Origin of the sequence: Nocardioides albus, from assembly GCF_014648255.1 — a bacterium.
GTDB classification, from domain to species: Bacteria; Actinomycetota; Actinomycetes; order Propionibacteriales; family Nocardioidaceae; genus Nocardioides; species Nocardioides albus.
The window spans coordinates 649,641-665,251 of record NZ_BMQT01000001.1; the positions used below are offsets into that span (position 1 = coordinate 649,641).

General features: G+C 69.9%; 13 protein-coding genes. 6 read left to right on the forward strand and 7 right to left on the reverse strand.

Features of this window, described 5'->3' with window-relative positions:
- Positions 1-9: 9 nt before the first annotated feature.
- On the forward strand, positions 10-1,125 hold the full coding sequence (gene serC, locus IEY84_RS02950; protein WP_183542061.1) for a phosphoserine transaminase: 1,116 nt from the start codon (positions 10-12) through the stop codon (positions 1,123-1,125).
- Between the two features lie 100 nt (positions 1,126-1,225).
- On the opposite strand, the gene IEY84_RS02955 is transcribed toward serC, so the two are convergent.
- From IEY84_RS02955 to IEY84_RS02965, 3 genes are all read right to left on the reverse strand, one after another.
- A complete protein-coding gene (locus tag IEY84_RS02955; RefSeq protein ID WP_183542063.1) occupies positions 1,226-2,197 on the reverse strand; it encodes a hypothetical protein in 972 nt (323 codons plus the stop codon).
- A gap of 10 nt (positions 2,198-2,207) precedes the next feature.
- Positions 2,208-3,419 carry a class I SAM-dependent methyltransferase gene (locus tag IEY84_RS02960; RefSeq protein ID WP_229788246.1) on the reverse strand — a complete coding sequence of 404 codons (1,212 nt, stop codon included), beginning with the start codon at positions 3,417-3,419 and terminating at the stop codon, positions 2,208-2,210.
- Between the two features lie 260 nt (positions 3,420-3,679).
- Positions 3,680-6,481, reverse strand: a complete 2,802-nt coding sequence (locus tag IEY84_RS02965; protein ID WP_183542065.1) for an FAD-binding and (Fe-S)-binding domain-containing protein — start codon at positions 6,479-6,481, stop codon at positions 3,680-3,682.
- A 149-nt stretch (positions 6,482-6,630) separates the two neighbouring features.
- On the opposite strand from IEY84_RS02965, the gene IEY84_RS02970 reads away from it, so the two are divergent.
- Positions 6,631-7,989 carry an MFS transporter gene (locus tag IEY84_RS02970; protein WP_183542067.1) on the forward strand — a complete coding sequence of 453 codons (1,359 nt, stop codon included), beginning with the start codon at positions 6,631-6,633 and terminating at the stop codon, positions 7,987-7,989.
- Between the two features lie 17 nt (positions 7,990-8,006).
- Positions 8,007-8,999, forward strand: coding sequence for an ornithine cyclodeaminase family protein (locus tag IEY84_RS02975; RefSeq protein ID WP_189129288.1), 993 nt, complete (start codon positions 8,007-8,009; stop codon positions 8,997-8,999).
- 136 nt (positions 9,000-9,135) lie between these two features.
- Here the strand turns inward: IEY84_RS02975 and IEY84_RS02980 are convergent, their stop codons facing one another.
- On the reverse strand, positions 9,136-10,080 hold the full coding sequence (locus tag IEY84_RS02980) for an NUDIX domain-containing protein (RefSeq protein WP_183542071.1): 945 nt from the start codon (positions 10,078-10,080) through the stop codon (positions 9,136-9,138).
- Positions 10,080-11,312, reverse strand: a complete 1,233-nt coding sequence (locus IEY84_RS02985; RefSeq protein WP_183542073.1) for a geranylgeranyl reductase family protein — start codon at positions 11,310-11,312, stop codon at positions 10,080-10,082. The genes IEY84_RS02980 and IEY84_RS02985 overlap by 1 nt, the downstream gene beginning before the upstream one ends.
- 128 nt (positions 11,313-11,440) lie before the next feature.
- Here IEY84_RS02985 and IEY84_RS02990 point away from each other — a divergent pair, with 128 nt between their 5' ends.
- The 3 genes from IEY84_RS02990 to IEY84_RS03000 are packed head-to-tail and all read left to right on the forward strand — an operon-like array spanning position 11,441 to position 14,274.
- Positions 11,441-12,499: a FecCD family ABC transporter permease gene (locus IEY84_RS02990; RefSeq protein WP_221208444.1), complete on the forward strand. Its 1,059-nt coding sequence runs from the start codon at positions 11,441-11,443 to the stop codon at positions 12,497-12,499.
- A 36-nt stretch (positions 12,500-12,535) separates the two neighbouring features.
- Positions 12,536-13,510 carry an ABC transporter substrate-binding protein gene (locus IEY84_RS02995; protein ID WP_183542075.1) on the forward strand — a complete coding sequence of 325 codons (975 nt, stop codon included), beginning with the start codon at positions 12,536-12,538 and terminating at the stop codon, positions 13,508-13,510.
- A complete protein-coding gene (locus tag IEY84_RS03000) occupies positions 13,507-14,274 on the forward strand; it encodes an ABC transporter ATP-binding protein (RefSeq protein WP_183542077.1) in 768 nt (255 codons plus the stop codon). Before IEY84_RS02995 ends, IEY84_RS03000 begins: the two co-directional genes overlap by 4 nt.
- Positions 14,275-14,289: 15 nt before the next feature.
- Here IEY84_RS03000 and IEY84_RS03005 read toward each other — a convergent pair whose 3' ends face one another.
- Positions 14,290-14,775 carry a pyridoxamine 5'-phosphate oxidase family protein gene (locus tag IEY84_RS03005; RefSeq protein ID WP_183542079.1) on the reverse strand — a complete coding sequence of 162 codons (486 nt, stop codon included), beginning with the start codon at positions 14,773-14,775 and terminating at the stop codon, positions 14,290-14,292.
- A gap of 42 nt (positions 14,776-14,817) precedes the next feature.
- The gene (locus IEY84_RS03010; RefSeq protein WP_183542081.1) at positions 14,818-15,279 is read right to left on the reverse strand and encodes a DUF4232 domain-containing protein; all 462 of its coding nucleotides are present in this window, start codon (positions 15,277-15,279) and stop codon (positions 14,818-14,820) included.
- Between the last annotated feature and the right edge of the window lie 332 nt (positions 15,280-15,611).

Consider the following 15,611-nt stretch of genomic DNA (forward strand, 5'->3'; position numbering starts at 1 on the left):
AATGGGGTCATGACGCTGCAGATCCCCGCCGACCTCCTGCCTGCCGACGGACGTTTCGGGTCCGGGCCGTCCAAGGTGCCCGCCGGCCGCCTGGAGGCGCTCGCCGCGACCGGGGTGTCGGTGATGGGGACCTCTCACCGGCAGCAGCCGGTCAAGGATCTCGTCCGCCGCGTCCAGACCGGGCTGGCCGACCTGTTCTCGCTTCCCGAGGGCTACGAGGTCGTCATCGGCAACGGTGGCTCGGTGGCGTTCTTCGACCTGGTGACATACACCCTGGTGCGCGAACGCAGCCAGCACGCGGTGTTCGGGGCGTTCGGCAAGAAGTTCCTCTCCGCGGCCAAGGCGGCGCCGTGGCTGGCCGACCCGTCGGTGATCTCGGCCGAACCGGGTTCCCTGGCCGTGCCTGCGCACGAGGGCGACGTCGATGTTTACGCCTGGACACATAACGAGACCTCGACGGGTGTGATGGCTCCGGTCGTACGTCCCGCCGGCGCGGGTGCGGACCAGCTCACCATCGTGGACGCGACCTCGGCCGCCGGCGGGTTGCCGCTCGAGGTGACCCAGAGCGACGTCTACTACTTCGCTCCGCAGAAGTCGTTCGCCTCCGACGGCGGCCTGTGGCTGGCGCTGCTCTCCCCCGCCGCGATCGCGCGGGCCGAGGAGATCGCGGCGAGCGGGCGGCACATCCCGTCGTTCTTCTCGTTGACCGAGGCGATCAAGCAGTCCCGTAGCGGCCAGACCGTCAACACGCCGGCCGTCGCGACACTCTTCCTGATGGCCGAGCAGCTCGACTGGATGAACTCCTCCGGCGGGCTGGACGCCATGGTCGCCCGCACCACCGCCTCCTCGGACGCGCTCTATGCGTGGGCCGAGAAGGCGCCGTACGTTCGACCGTTCGTCGAGGACCCCACCCACCGCTCCCTTGTCGTCGGCACCGTTGAGCTCGACGCCGGCATCGACAAGGACGAGCTGCGCCGCGTGCTCGCCGAGAACGGCGTCGTCGACCTCGACGCCTACCGCGGCGTCGGCACCAACCAGCTCCGGATCGCGATGTACCCCTCCGTCGACGCCGCCGACATCGAGGCCCTCACCGCCTGCATCGACTGGGTCGTCGACCGCCTCTGACCCGCCGAGTCGGCTCGTTCTGACGCACAACCCTGCCGAGTCGGCTCGTCATGACGAGCCGACTCGGCGGGAAACTCGGTCAGAACGAGCCGACTCGGCGTCAGTTGCGCTTGCGGAAGATGAAGTACGCAGCGACAGCGAGCGCTACCAGGGCGATCGGGCCGGCGGAACCGTTGTCGTCGTCGCCACCTTCGTCGCCTTCTTTGCCGGCCTCGCCGTCGGTCGCCGGCTCGGACTCGTCCGGGATCGGGTCGGTGGTCGGGGACGGGTCGTCGCCCAGCACCTCGCCGACCAGCTCGGGGTCGACCCTGATCACCTCGGCACGGATGCCCTCGCTGGTGACGACCAGCTCGCCCTTCGGGGTGACGCCGATAGCCTCGCCCTGCTCCTGGTCGGGGGTCCGGAAGGAGCCCACGCGGTCCATCGACGGCCAGTCGTAGATCGTGGCGGAGTAGTAGCCGCGTACGACCAGGTGCTTTCCGTCGGGGAAGAAGGCGCCGTCGGTGGCCATCGGGATGACCGGGGCGACCTCCTTCAGCCGGTTGGGGCCGGTGGGGTCGAGACGCTTCGGGACGGCGTAGAGGCTTCCGCCTCCCCAGTCCTTCGTGGCGACGAAGACGCGGCCGTCGGGGTGGGCCAGCAGGGACTCTGCGTTGTGCGGGCCGTCCGGGTAGACGAGCTCGTAGACGGTCGGCGAGACCGTGCGCTCACCCCGCCCGACGCGTACTTTTGCGATCCTGATCGAGTCCCAGACGCTGTTGTTGTCGCCGATGTCGCCGACCCAGACGTGGTTGCGGCCGGCGGGCGCCAGGCCTTCGACGTCGACCGGGTCCGCGGCCCAGTGGGTCACCCCGACCGTGTCACCGCTCGAGTCGACGGTGAAGACGCGTCCGCTGTCCCCGGAGTCGTTGGTGGTGGCGTACAGACTCTTGCCGAGCGGCGTCAGGGCGCTGGCCTCGCTGATCGTCGGGTCGGTGAAGGCGAAGAGAACGTCGTCGCCGGCGGCACTCGCGGGCACGGACGTGATCAGCACCAGTCCGAGTGCGCCCGCGGCCGCGGCGACGGCCTTCATCGCTCGGAGCTCATCGCTCGGAGAGCAGCTCGCCGAGCTTCGGACGTACGCCCCACTCGGCCACCAGCTCGTCGTACTCCTTCTTCACCGAGCCGCCCTTGACCGGCGAGCCGGTGCGGATCGCACGGAGCATGGTGTTGCGCGGGGTGTGCTGGCTCTCCACGAACTGCACCACCTCGACGCGATAGCCGGCGAGTCGCAGCAGCGATGCGCGCAGGGCGTCGGTCAACGTGTCGGCGAAGCGCTCGCGGAGGATCCCGTGGCGGGTGAGCATGGAGTAGGGCGCCGGAGTCGGGGCCTTGCGCAGCTGGGCAGCGATGTCGTGGTGGCAGCACGGCGCGGCCAGCACCAGCGGCGCCTCCCACTCGATCGCGCGGGCGAGGGCGTCGTCGGTGGCGGTGTCGCAGGCGTGCAGCGCGAGCACCACGTCTGGCTTCTCGGTGAGCTGTACGCCGTCGATCGTCCCGGCCACGAACTCGGCGTGCACCCCCAGCTCGGCCGCGATCTGGGTGTTGTGCTCCCGCGACTGCTCCTTGACGTCGACGCCGGTGACGACGACGGGCAGCTCGCGGACCTCGGTGAGGTAGCGCTGGGCGGCGAAGGTGAGATAGCCGTTGCCGGCGCCGAGATCGATGATCCGCAGCGGCTCCTCGGCGGTGGGCTTACGGACCTTGCCGGACTTCATCGCGTCGGTCAGGGCGGCGTCGAGCTGGCGCAGGAACTCCTCGACCTGGCGGTACTTCGCCTGGCGCGACGGCTTCAGCTTCCCGTCCTTGTCCGAGAGTCCGAGCACCCGGAAGACCGGGTCGGACTCCGGCAGCAGCCGCTCCTTCGCCTGGTCATGGCCGCGTTCGGCCTCGACCGGAGCCGTCAGCTCCGTGGTCGAGACGAGTGCCGTCGTCGGCGACTTCGCCTGGATCTGGGTCTGCTCGGTCGCGGTCGTCACGATCCAGTTGGCGAACGGCACGTCGAGCAGGTCGTCGAGCGCCGTCGGATCGCCGAGGGGGTGGTTCGCGGTGAACGCCTGAGTCGCGTCGTACGTCGTGATCTGCAGGTGTCGCCCCGCTTTCAGGTCGACATAGCGGATCTCCGCGCGACGCCACTCCGGGGTCGTACCACGCTGCTTGCCCGACGCGACCGCCTTGACCAGCTGGTCGGGATCGAGGATCACCGATCGCATCCGGTTCAGCGCCCGCAGCAGCGGCTCGGACTCCCTGCTCAACTCAGCACCCCCGCGACGACGACCACCAGGAGAAGGGCGACCAGCGCGCCGGGAATGATCAGTCGGCGGTAACGCGGGTTCACCGTTCCAGTCTAGGCGTCGTCGCGCACCAACACCCATCCACGACCTCAGCCGCCCGACCGGCGCGTACGTCGCGAGCGCGGGTAACACGTCGTTCGTAGGTCTATCCGGTCGTCATAAAAGGCGAGTAGACCCACGAACAGCGTGTTACACCCCCGACGACCAGCCCAGCCGACCCCTCACACTCGCGAGGCGAAGAGCTCGGCGAGGTGCATGGTCGGCACACCGGCGAGGTCGTCGAGCTGGACCCGACACGACATCCCATCGGCAAGGATGACCGCGTCGGGGTGGGACCGGACAGCGGGCAGCAGAGCCGTCTCCGCGACCGCCACCGACACCTCGTAGTGCCCCTCCTCGACCCCGAAGTTGCCGGCCAGGCCGCAGCAGCCGGAGACCCGGGTGACCGTCGCACCGGCCTGCACGAGCAGCGCCTCGTCGGCGGCCCACCCGAGGACGGCGTGCTGGTGGCAGTGCGGCTGGGCGACGATCTCCACACCGGACAGATCAGGCAACCGCACCCGCCCCTCGCCGACAAGGCGGGTCACCAGCTCGGCGAAGGTGAGCATCCCGTCACGTACGACCTCGGCCTCGGGCAGCGCCGAGAGCTCCACCGAGTCCGAGCGCAGCGTCGCGGTGCACGACGGCTCGAGCCCGACGACGGGCACGCCGGAGGAGACGTAGGGCGCCAACGTACGAACCGTCTTCTCCATGATCTTCCGCGCGTCATCGAGCTGGCCGGTGGTGATCCAGGTGAGCCCGCAGCACGCCTTCTCGCCGATCACACGCACGGTCAGGCCCTGCGACTCCAGCCACTTGATCGCGCCATGACCGGACTGCGCGAAGAAGTGGTCGGTGAACGAGTCGGCCCAGATCCACACGTCCGGGGTCTCGACACCGAGCCGTGCGGTCGGCGCCGACCGCTTCAGCGTCTTGGCCGCGAACGCCGGGATCGAGCGCCGCTGGTCGATACCGGCGGTCTTCTTGGCGATCCTCGCCAGCGGGCCGACCTTCAGCGAGGCGTTGGCCATCCCGGTGAACGGCGCCGCGAGCCGCGCCCACTTCGGCAGCTGGCCAAGAAGAGCGTGCGAGCGCGGTCGCCGCTCCCCGAGGACGTCGTGCTTCTGGTAGAGCGCCTCGGACTTGTACGTCGCCATGTCGATCCCCGTGGGACAGTCGGACGCACACCCCTTGCAGGCCAGGCACAGGTCGAGCGCCTCGCTCACCGCGGGGTCGCCGAGCCCTCCGACGAGCGACCCGTCGAGCGCCTCCTGCAGCACCCGCGCGCGTCCACGGGTCGCGTCCTTCTCCTCGCGCGTGGCGAGGTAGGAGGGGCACATCACTCCGGCGGTCTTCGGGGCCACGCACTTGCCGACACCGGTGCAACGGTGCACGGCAGCACCCAGATCACCGCCATCGTGAAGAAGCCGCAGGCCGGTCCGCGGGAGAGCGCGGGGCCGCACCGGACGGAGGTCGTCGGTGATCGATGCGGGCCGCACGATGTTGCCCGGGTTGAGCAGGTCGGAGGGGTCACAGATCCCCTTGACCTGCTCGAAGAGATCGATGGAGGTGGCGTCGTACATGAGCGGCAGCAGCTCCGAGCGCACCCGACCGTCGCCGTGCTCACCCGACAGCGAGCCGCCGTAGGTCACCAGCCGGGTCGCACATGCGGTCATGAACTCCCGGAACACCTGCGCCGACTCGGGCGCGTCCGGCGCGAAGGGGAAGTCGATGCGGCAGTGGATGCAGCCGTCGCCGAAGTGGCCGTAGGGGTAGCCGTGCAGGCCGAACGACTCCAGGATCTCCTCGAAGTCCCGCAGCCAGGCACCGAGATGCTCCGGCGGGACCGCCGCGTCCTCCCAGCCCGAGTGGGCGGGCGTGGGCAGCGAGACTCCGGCCAGCCCGGCACCGTCCTCGCGGATCCGCCAGAGCGCAGCCGCCTCGAGGGGGTCGATCACCACTCGCGACTCAAGTGATCCCGACACGGCGGCGATACGCTGCACCAGGTCAGGAGCATCCTCCCCGGCGACCTCGACCATCAACCAGCCGGCCCCCTTGGGGAGGTCGGGCACCGCGCGGCCCTTGGCGCGCACCAGGTCGGCGATCCGAGCGTCCATCCCCTCGCACGCGATCAGCCGTCCCGGTGCCACCTGGAGAAGCGTCGGCACTGCGTCGGCCGCCTCGGCCATCGTCGGATAGCCGAGCACCAGCAGCAACCGCCCGGGCGAGTCCTCGACGAGCCGCACCGTCGTCTCCAGGATCGTCGCCAGCGTGCCCTCGGACCCGGCCAGGAACCGGTCGACCCGGCCACCCCGCTCCGGCAGCAGGTGCTCGAGCGAGTAGCCCGAGACCTGGCGGCCGAAGCGGCCGAACTCGGTGCGTACGTGGCCAAGGTTGGCGCCGACGAGCGCCTGCAGCTTCTCTGCCGTCTCGCCGGTCGACACACCGTCGGCATAGACGGCCTGCTCGCCGTTGCCGAAGAGCACGGTCAGCGCCTCGATGTTGTCGACGGTGCGGCCGTAGCCGAGCGCGCGGTTGCCGCAGGCGTTGTTGCCGATCATCCCGCCGATGGTGCACCGGGTGTGCGTGGACGGATCAGGCCCGAAGCGCAGCCCGTGCGGTGCCGCGGCCCGCTGCAGGTCGGCGTGCACGACGCCGGGGTCGATCCGCGCCGTCCGCGCCTCGGGGTCGATCTCGTAGATGGTGCGCAGGTCTCGGGTGTCCACGACGATCCCGGGGCCGACGGCGTTGCCGGCGATCGAGGTGCCCGCGCCGCGCATCGTCACCGGAGCCCCGGCGGTGCGTGCCACCGAGTGCACCCCGAGCAGCTCGTCGCGCGACTGCGGCCGCACCACCACCGAGGGCACGACCCGGTAGAGGCTCGCGTCGCTGGAGTAGAGCGCCCGGGCCAGCGGCGAGTCGTCGACCCGGCTGATCCCATGGTTGCGCAGCTCATTCGCCAGATCCGAGGCAGTCGCATTCACGCGCTCATTCTCACAGACCCTGGCATCATCACCGAGCAACGCCCACGTCAAGCACCCACAACCCAGACCCGTCTCACGGAGCGATACTCCCCTCTCATATGATGGGACAGCCCGCGCGAGGCGGGCCACTCACACCTCGGAGAGAGACCATGTCCGACACCCCCACCCCGGCCAACCCGCGCTCACGCGTGCTCGTCGCCAGTCTCGTCGGGACGACGATCGAGTTCTACGACTTCTATGCGTACGCGACCGCCGCCGTCCTCGTCTTCCCCGCTCTCTTCTTCCCAGCCGGGGACCCGACCACCGCCCTCCTGGCGAGCTTCGCCGTCTTCGGCGCCGCGATGGTCGCCCGTCCGATCGGCGCGATCTTCTTCGGCCACCTCGGCGACCGCCTCGGCCGCAAGACGACCCTGGTGATCTCGCTGCTCACCATGGGCATCGCGACCTTCCTGATCGGCGCGCTGCCGACGTACGAGACCGTCGGCTGGGTCGCGACCGCACTGCTCGTGCTGATGCGCCTGGCCCAGGGCTTCGCGCTCGGCGGCGAGTGGAGCGGCGCGGCCCTGGTCGCGACGGAGAACGCCCCGGAGGGTAAGCGCGCCATCTACGGTACGTTCCCGCAGCTCGGCGCGCCGCTGGGCTTCATCCTTGCCAACGGTCTGTTCCTGACCATCGCGGCGCTGCTCTCCGCCGAGGGCGCCGACCCGACCAGGCCGTCCGAGGCGTTCCTGGAGTGGGGCTGGCGGGTGCCGTTCCTCTTCTCCGCCGTCATGGTCGTCGTCGGCCTGTGGGTCCGGCTGCGCCTGGTCGAGAGCGACGTGTTCACCAAGAGCCAGGACGCCGGTCTGGTCCGCAAGGTCCCGCTGGCCTCGGTCGTGCGCAACCAGGGCAAGCAGCTGGTACTCGGCACCTTCTTCATGCTGGCGACGTACGTCCTCTTCTACCTGATGACAGCGTTCTCCCTCTCGTTCGGCACCGCAGCCAAGGACCTCGCGGTCCCCGGCCTGGGCTACGGCTACACCAGCTTCGTGCTGATGCTCATCTTCGGCGTGATCTTCTTCGGCATCTTCACCATGGTCTCCGGCCCGCTGGCCGAGCGCTTCGGCCGACGCCGCCTGCTGATCGCGGTCACCCTCGGGATCATCGTCTTCGGCCTGTCCTGGGTGCCGCTGGTCAACGCGGGCACGGTCGGCGTCGTTCTCTGGCTCGTCCTCGGCTTCTCGCTGATGGGCCTGACCTTCGGGCCGATGGGCGCGCTGCTGCCCGAGCTGTTCCCGACCAGCGTGCGCTACACCGGCTCCGGCATCTCCTACAACGTCGCCTCGATCCTCGGCGCCGCGGTCGCTCCGTTCATCGCGGTCGCGCTGTGGAAGCAGGCCGACGGCTCCCCCGTCCTGGTCGGCGTCTACCTCTCCGTGATGGCGGTGATCACCCTGATCTCGCTGCTGATCGGCAAGGAGACCAAGGACGTGGCGCTCGAGGAAACCCCCGAGAAGACGAACGCCTGACGTCTAACCTGGCAGAGATGAACGTCAGGATCCTCTCTGCCACAGACGTACGCAGCATCTTCACGCCCCGCCTCGCGCTGGAGTCCCAGCGCGAGGCGTTCACCCGGCTGGGCGCCGGGGAGGTCGTCCAGCCTCCCCGGCTCCTCGTCCCGGGACCGGACAGATCGGTCTCGTTCTGCTACTCCTCCCGGATCGCTCCCGACGCCCCCGCGGTCAGCAAGTTCGGCAGCGTCAACCCGACCAATGCCGCCCGCGGCCTCGGCGCCGTGCACTCGGTCATCACGGTCCTCGACCCCATGACCGGAGCGCCGCGAGCGATCATCAACGGCGACAGCGTCACCGGTCTACGCACCTCTGCCGCGACCGCTCTCGCCATGCAGCAGGTCGCGCCCGATGCCTGGAGCATCCTCGTCGTCGGAACCGGCGCCCAGGCCCGGGCCCACCTCGACGCCTTCGCCGTGACCCATCCCGATGCCGATCTCCAGGTCCACGGCCGGAACCAGACTGCCGCCGCCGAGATCGCCGGATCCCACGGTGCCACCGCGATGCAGGACCTGGAGCCCGCGGTAGGCGCCGCCGACGTCGTCGTCCTGTGCACCTCCTCCCTCACCCCGGTGATCGAGGACGCCTGGGTCACCGACGGCACGACGGTGGCCAGCGTCGGCTCCTTCGCCCCAGACCGCGTCGAGCTACCGCCCTCGCTCCTGTCCCGCTCCACGGTCGTCGTCGACTACCGCCCCTCGGCCCTGACCGACTCCGGCCCGTTGGTCGAAGCCATCGCCGCCGGCTCGATCGACTCCGACCGGATCATCGACCTGGGCGCGCTCCTCACCGGCGCAGCATCGGTCGATCGCGCCCCGACCGACGCGCTCACTTATCTCTCCGTAGGCCTCGGCGTCCAAGACGCTGCCGCAGCAGAGCTGATCCTGGCCGTAGCCGAAGCGCGAGACGCAGGCACCCAAGCCGACCTGGCCTGGACTGACCACCCACCCCGAGAGGTCAGTTCTTGACCGCGAGAAGTCGGTTTCTGGCCGCGAGGGGTCGGTTTCTGGCCGCGAGAGGTCGATTCTCGATCCATCGCGTCATCTCGGCGTCAGAAACCGCCGTCTCGTACGCAGAAAGTGACGTCTCGGCGTCAGATTCTGACTACTCGGCGTCAGATTCTGACTTCTCGGCGGCTAGGGCGGCGGACACCACGTCCAGGAGAGGGAGCGTCGGCAGGTCGGCACGGGGGACCCAGCGGACGGCGTCGGTGGTGCCGTTCTGTTCCACCACCTCGGGCTCCGCGCCCTCGGGAACGGTCGCGGCGAAGATGAGGTGGACGCCATGGAACTCCTCGTGGCGACCGTTGGGTGCGGTGCCGACGATGTTGACGTCGTGCACATCGAGCAGCTCTCCGACCTCGCAGGCCAGGCCACACTCCTCGGTCACCTCACGCCGAAGCGCCTCGCGCGGGTGCTCACCGAAGTCGAGCCCGCCTCCCGGCAGCGTCCACGAGCCCGAGTGATACCCCCGCGGCGAGATCCGGGTGAGCAGCACGGCGCCGTCGGCGGGCCGGGTGATGAAGGCGTACGCCGCCAGCCGCTGGTTGCGGGTCGGCGCGTGCATGTCGAGGGCGTCGGTGACCAGCGGAGACGTCGGGATCTCACCGCTCGTCACAGCGGCCAGGGAGACCCAGGCCGCCTCGGCGGTGGAGCCGTCGACCTCCATCGTCTGCGGCTCGGGAGCGTCGTGGGGCACCCAGCCGTCGTAGACGATCCGGATCGCGTGCGAGTTGACCCGCCGCCCCAACCGCCAGGCCTTCGCCTGGTGGACGGAGTAGACCCGCGCATCGACGCCGATCTCGACCGGCACCCCGGCCTCTTCGTAGACCTCACGCACGACCGCGTCGCGCGGGTCCTCGCCGTGGTCGATGCCGCCTCCGGGCAGCGTCCATCGCTCCTCCGGCGTGACCTTCTCGGAGAGCCGGCTGAGCAGGATCTCCGGCTCCTTGCCCGCACCAGCGCGGATGATGACGGCGTACGCCCCGACTCGCTGCACCTGCGGGAGCTTGCGTCGCCGTCCACCGCGGCTCCGGTTTCGCGTCGCCATCAGCTGAACGGGGGTCGGGAGTCGAGAGCCAGCGAGCGACGACCGGCCCAGCGCCACACCTTGGCGGCACGGTCGCGGTCCTCGTCGGTGACCAGGTTGCCCATCCACCGCAGGGCCAGCGTCATCAGCCAGTCGGACCGCATGCCGGCGGGTCCGAGGGTGGAGACCAGACGCGGCCGGGTCGCGATCCCGGCCAAGCGACGAGCCACCGAGAACGCCTCCCCGTAGTGCTCACGCAGGGTCGCCGGCCAGGCGGTGGCCAGGTCCTCTCCCGCGACCAGAGCGTCGGCGACCATCCGTCCGGTCTCGAGTCCGTAGTCGATCCCCTCACCGTTGAGCGGGTTCACGCACCCGGCGGCGTCGCCGATCAGCGCCCAGTTGGCACCGGCGACGCCGGAGACGGCTCCACCCATGGGCAGCAGCGCGGACTTCTCCGCCCGCAGCTCACCGGTGAGCCCGAACCCCTCGCGGCACTGCTCGGTGTAGTGCCGCATCAGCGGCTTGATCGCGACGTCCGCAGGCCGCTTGGAGGTGGCCAGCGCACCGGCGCCGATGTTCACCTCGCCCGACCCCAGCGGGAAGATCCAGCCGTATCCCGGCAGCGCCTCACCGGACTCGTCACGCAGCTCCAGGTGGGAGGAGATCCACTCGTCGTCGGCCTGGTCGGAGGCGATGTAAGCACGTCCGGCGACGCCGTAGACGGTGTCGCGGTGCCACTCCCGGCCCAGCACCTTGCCCAGCGGCGAGCGCACGCCGTCGGCGACCACCACCGACCGGCAGACGACCTCATGGCCGCCCTCGAAGACGACCGCAGCGATCCGCTCGCCGTCCCACCGCACGTCGACCGCACGCACGCCGTCGACCGCCGTCGCACCGGACTTGATCGCGACCGTGCGGAGGTGGTCGTCGAGCTCGGTGCGCGGCACCGCCGACCCCCAGGACGGCAGGTTCCCAGCGGGCCACGGCAGGTGCAGCGTCTGCCCGAAGCCGTGCGCCCGCAGGCCCTTGGAGACCGGGTGCGCGCGCAGCCAGTCCTCCAGCCCGAGCCGGATCAGCTCGTGGGTCGCGCGCGGGGTCAGCCCGTCACCGCAGGTCTTGTCGCGCGGGAAGATGGCCGCGTCGGTCAGCAGGACATCGACCCCGGCGCGCGCCAGCCAGGCCGCCGCGGCCGAGCCCGCAGGCCCTGCCCCCACGACGAGCACGTCAGCTGACTGCGGAAGGGACGAGGTCATGCGCATATCTTCCCAGAACCGGCCAACGGTCCGCGAAAGAACCCTCACCTCAGGTCGAAGCGAGCCCCTGCTAGGTTATTGCAAGTTCTTCGCATTAGACCCTCGGAGCGATCTCGGAAGGCCCCCACGTGCACGACCCTCTCGGCGTACGCCGCCGTCGCCGGCGCGCGACCATCTGGCTCCTGGGCCTCCTCGCAGCTGTCGTGGCGACGATCGTCGTCGCGGTCGGCTTGGGCGCTGCGTACGTCACTCCGGGGACGGTCGCCCAGATCCTCGGCCACCACCTCCTCGGCCTCCCCGAGGGCGGTTGGGAGGCCACCGAGGAGGCGATCGTGTGGAAGGTACGCCTCCCCCGCGTGCTCCTCGGCGCCCTCGTCGGCGCCGGCCTGGCCATCACCGGGATGGCACTTCAGGCGATGGTCCGCAACCTGCTCGCCGACCCCTATCTGCTCGGGATCAACTCCGGCGCCTCCAGCGGCGCCGCGGCCGCGATCCTCTTCGGCGCCGGCACCAGCCTGGGTGCGTACGCACTCCCGGGCTCGGCGTTCCTCGGTGCCCTCGCGGCGTCGTTCCTGGTGTTCGCGCTGGCGCGCAGCGGTGGCCGGGTCACCTCGCTGCGGCTGCTGCTCTCCGGTGTCGCGGTCGGCTACCTGCTCTACGGCCTGACCAGCTTCCTGATCTTCGCCTCGGGTTCGGCCGAGGGCGCGCGGTCGGTGATGTTCTGGCTGCTCGGCTCCCTCGGCCTGGCCCAGTGGAACGGTCTGCTCGCCGTCGTGGCCATCGCAGTGATCGCCACGATCACCCTGCTGACCCTGTCCGGACGAGGGCTCGATGCGCTCGCGATCGGCGACGAGACCGCCCACACCCTCGGCATCTCCCCCGACCGCTTCCGCACCCTGCTGCTGATCCTCGTAGCGCTGACCGTCGGCGTGGTCGTCTCGGCCGCCGGCAGCATCGGCTTCGTCGGCCTGGTCGTGCCGCACCTGGCTCGTCGTGCCGTCGGCTCCGCCCACTCCGTGGCCATCCCGGCGGCGGCCCTCATGGGCGCGATCCTGCTGATCTGGGCCGACGTGCTCGCCCGCGTCCTCCTCCAGCCCCAGGAGATCCCGATCGGGATCGTGACGGCACTCCTGGGCGCCCCGTTCCTCATCGTCCTCATCCGGCGCTTCTCGGCGCGCGACGCCTGATCACCCACCGTCCGACCCATCACCAGGAGCCCCGACATGATCCGTCCCATGATCGCCACCGCCGCGCTCGTGCTGGCCACGACCACCGCGTGCGGAGCGGACGCGGATGCCGCCGACGACAAGGCCACGCCGGCTGGCTTCCCGGTCACGATCGACAACTGCGGCGCCGAGGTCAACATCGACGCCCCACCGGAGCGCGTCGTGATGCTGAAGAGCTCAGCGGTGCCCTACCTGCACGCGCTCGGCGTGATGGACCGGGTCGTGGCCAGGGCCGGGGACTACCCGGCCGACTACTACGACGCCGACACGCAGGCCGAGCTCGACGACATCCCGCTGCTCACCGACGAGATGGACACCAGCGGTCACCTGCAGATCTCCAAGGAGGTCGTGATCGGCGAGGAGCCCGACCTGGTCCTGGGCGAGGTCGAGAACCTCTCCCGAGACACCCTCGACGCCGTCGACATCGACCTTCTCGAGGAGCCGGCGATGTGTCCAGAGGGCGTCGAGGACCCCGGCTTCGCCGACGTCTACAGTCAGCTGGAGGCTTACGGCAAGGTCTTCGACCGCGAGGACGAAGCCGCCCGAGCCATCGCTGACCTGCGCAAACGCGTCACCGAGCTAGAGGCGAAGAAGGTCGGCGAGGGACGTACGGCGGCAGTGCTCTACCCCACCGTCGGCGGTGGCGTGACCTATGCCTACGGCACCCGGTCGATGGCCCACCCGCAGCTGGAGGCGGCCGGGTTCGAGGACGTCTTCGCCGACGTCGACCAGCGCGTCTTCGAGGTCTCGACCGAGGACCTTCTCGAGCGCGACCCCGATGTGATCATCCTGCTGCACAACGCCGGCGACCCGAAGGAAGTCGAGGAGTCGGTCACCCAGCTCGCCGGCGCCGAGGACCTCACCGCCGTCAAGAACGGCGACGTGATGGCGCAGCTCTTCAACTTCACCGAGCCCCCCTCGGCCCTCTCGGTCGACGGCCTGGAGCGGATCATCGACAGGTTCGGCCAGTGATCGAGGCAGCGGGCCTGTCCTGGACGTACGGCGCAACGACCATCCTCGAGGACATCGACGTCGCCTCCCACGAAGGCCGGGTACTGGGTCTGATCGGACCCAATGGAAGCGGCAAGACCACCCTGCTACGGCTGCTCTACGGTGCCCTTCACGGCAACGGAACCATCGAGATCGACGGCGACGACCTCACCGCTCTCCCCGCCAAGGAGGTCGCCCGCCGCCTGGCCGTCGTCGTCCAGGAGTCCGGGACCACTGACCAAAATTTCTCAGGCGCCCTGACCGCCGGCGAGATGGTGCTGCTGGGACGTACGCCGCACCTCTCCGCCTTCGCCAGAGCGGGTGAGCGCGACCTGGAGATCGCCGCGGAGTGCCTCGAGCGCGTCGGCGGAACCCACCTCGGTCCACGGTCCTTCGCCGCCCTCTCCGGCGGCGAGCGCCAACGGGTACTGATCGCAAGGGCGCTGGCCCAGGAGGCGACCCACCTGCTCCTCGACGAGCCGACCAACCACCTCGACATCCGCTATCAGCACGAGATCCTCGCCCTGGTCCGCAAGCTGGGGACGACGGCGATCGTCGTGCTCCACGACCTCAACCTGGCGGCCCGCTACTGCGACGACCTCGTGCTGCTCGACCGGCGCCGCGTCGCCGCCCGCGGGACGGTCGACGAGGTGCTCCGCCCCGAGATCCTGGAACCGGTCTACGACATCGGCATCGAGAGGCTCGAGCTGCGTGAGGAGATCCACCTCCTCTTCCACTCGCTCTGACCCAGCGGCCACGCGTCAGAGCGCCGGGGCCGCCTCGACCCTGGTCTCCGGCGCTTGCTCGTCGTCCGGGTCGACCCCGGGAAGGTGCGCCTCCCAGAGCTCGACCTCCATCACGTAGAGCCGCAGGGACGCCTCGCCGCACAGCTGGTCGGGAGTGAAGGCCCGCGCGGTCCCGACGAGCCGGCGAAACGCCACCGCGCAACGCTTCTCGAGCTCGAAGTCGGGCACCTGGCGAGCCATCCCCGTCACGTACGCTGCGCTCGCGCCCGATCCCGGCGGCACCGAGGAGTCGAAGACGACCCCGGCCACCCGCGGGTCGCGGACGATGTTGCGGGAGTGCTGCGAGTCGGCCGCCGAGACCCAGTAGAGGTCCCGGTAGCCGTCGTGGGAGAAGTAGACCGGGGACGTACGCGGACGTCCGTCGGGATCCGACGTCGCCAGCACCAGGTAGGCGACGTCGTCGACGATCCCGCGTACGTGCCTGTCCAGATCAGCTGTCATACCCCCGAGGGTAGGCGAATCAGCGGTGGCCCGGGGTGGCCGCTAGTGGAACGCCCGATGAGACAGGAGCGACACCTTCTTGTCCGCACACCCGGTCGTCTCGTGACGGACGAACTGGGAGTCGTAGGAGTCCGGCACATAGACCCGGAATCCGTCGACCACGGTCGGCCTGCACTCGGCAACCGGATAGTTCTCGGCGGTCGACTCCGCGACCTCGCTGATGGCCACCTGACCCGGCTTCATGATGACCGTGCGCCAGGAGCCCTCTCGGACCGCCGGTGCGCCGATCTGGGTGCCGTCGCCACCCCCGACGTACGACAGCCCACCGAAGCCACCAAGAGCACAGGCATGATCGGAGACGTTGGTCAGCGTGATCTCGCCGAACCGCGATCCCGCGCCCGCGTCGGTCGCGCGATAGCCGGCCTTCAGATCGGCGTTGGTGCACGTCGGCGTCGCCGGAGCCGCCGGATCCTGCCCGGAGGAAGCTGAAGACTCAGTCCTCACCGGCGAACCCCCCGTGGCCGCCGGTGAGGACTGAGTCGGGGACGATGACGCACTGCTCGCCCGGGCGGGTTCCGCGGTCCCGGCGGCAGATGGTGACGAGTCGACTGCCCCTTCGTTCGTCGACGCGCAACCTCCCACCGCGAGCACGCCGAGGATCCCGACGCCGACCACCAGTCGTAGGTGCCGCATCTTCGCTCCTCGAGTAGCAGATGCCAGCCAGATCAAACCCAGCCAGTAACTCATCGTCCACACCTGAAACGCCCGGACACGCGGGTTCGTTGCGGCGATCCACGAAGAAGTTTGCTTTCGCCGAAAAGACCGATGGCCCCGCC

What these genes read in the sequence shown, in the direction of transcription:
- serC (WP_183542061.1), top strand. Translation starts at nt 10, where the DNA reads ATGACGCTGCAGATCCCCGCCGACCTCCTGCCTGCCGACGGACGTTTC.
- IEY84_RS02955 (WP_183542063.1), bottom strand. Translation starts at nt 2,197, where the DNA reads ATGAAGGCCGTCGCCGCGGCCGCGGGCGCACTCGGACTGGTGCTGATC.
- IEY84_RS02970 (WP_183542067.1), top strand. Translation starts at nt 6,631, where the DNA reads ATGTCCGACACCCCCACCCCGGCCAACCCGCGCTCACGCGTGCTCGTC.
- IEY84_RS02975 (WP_189129288.1), top strand. Translation starts at nt 8,007, where the DNA reads ATGAACGTCAGGATCCTCTCTGCCACAGACGTACGCAGCATCTTCACG.
- IEY84_RS02980 (WP_183542071.1), bottom strand. Translation starts at nt 10,080, where the DNA reads ATGGCGACGCGAAACCGGAGCCGCGGTGGACGGCGACGCAAGCTCCCG.
- IEY84_RS02985 (WP_183542073.1), bottom strand. Translation starts at nt 11,312, where the DNA reads ATGACCTCGTCCCTTCCGCAGTCAGCTGACGTGCTCGTCGTGGGGGCA.
- IEY84_RS02995 (WP_183542075.1), top strand. Translation starts at nt 12,536, where the DNA reads ATGATCCGTCCCATGATCGCCACCGCCGCGCTCGTGCTGGCCACGACC.
- IEY84_RS03005 (WP_183542079.1), bottom strand. Translation starts at nt 14,775, where the DNA reads ATGACAGCTGATCTGGACAGGCACGTACGCGGGATCGTCGACGACGTC.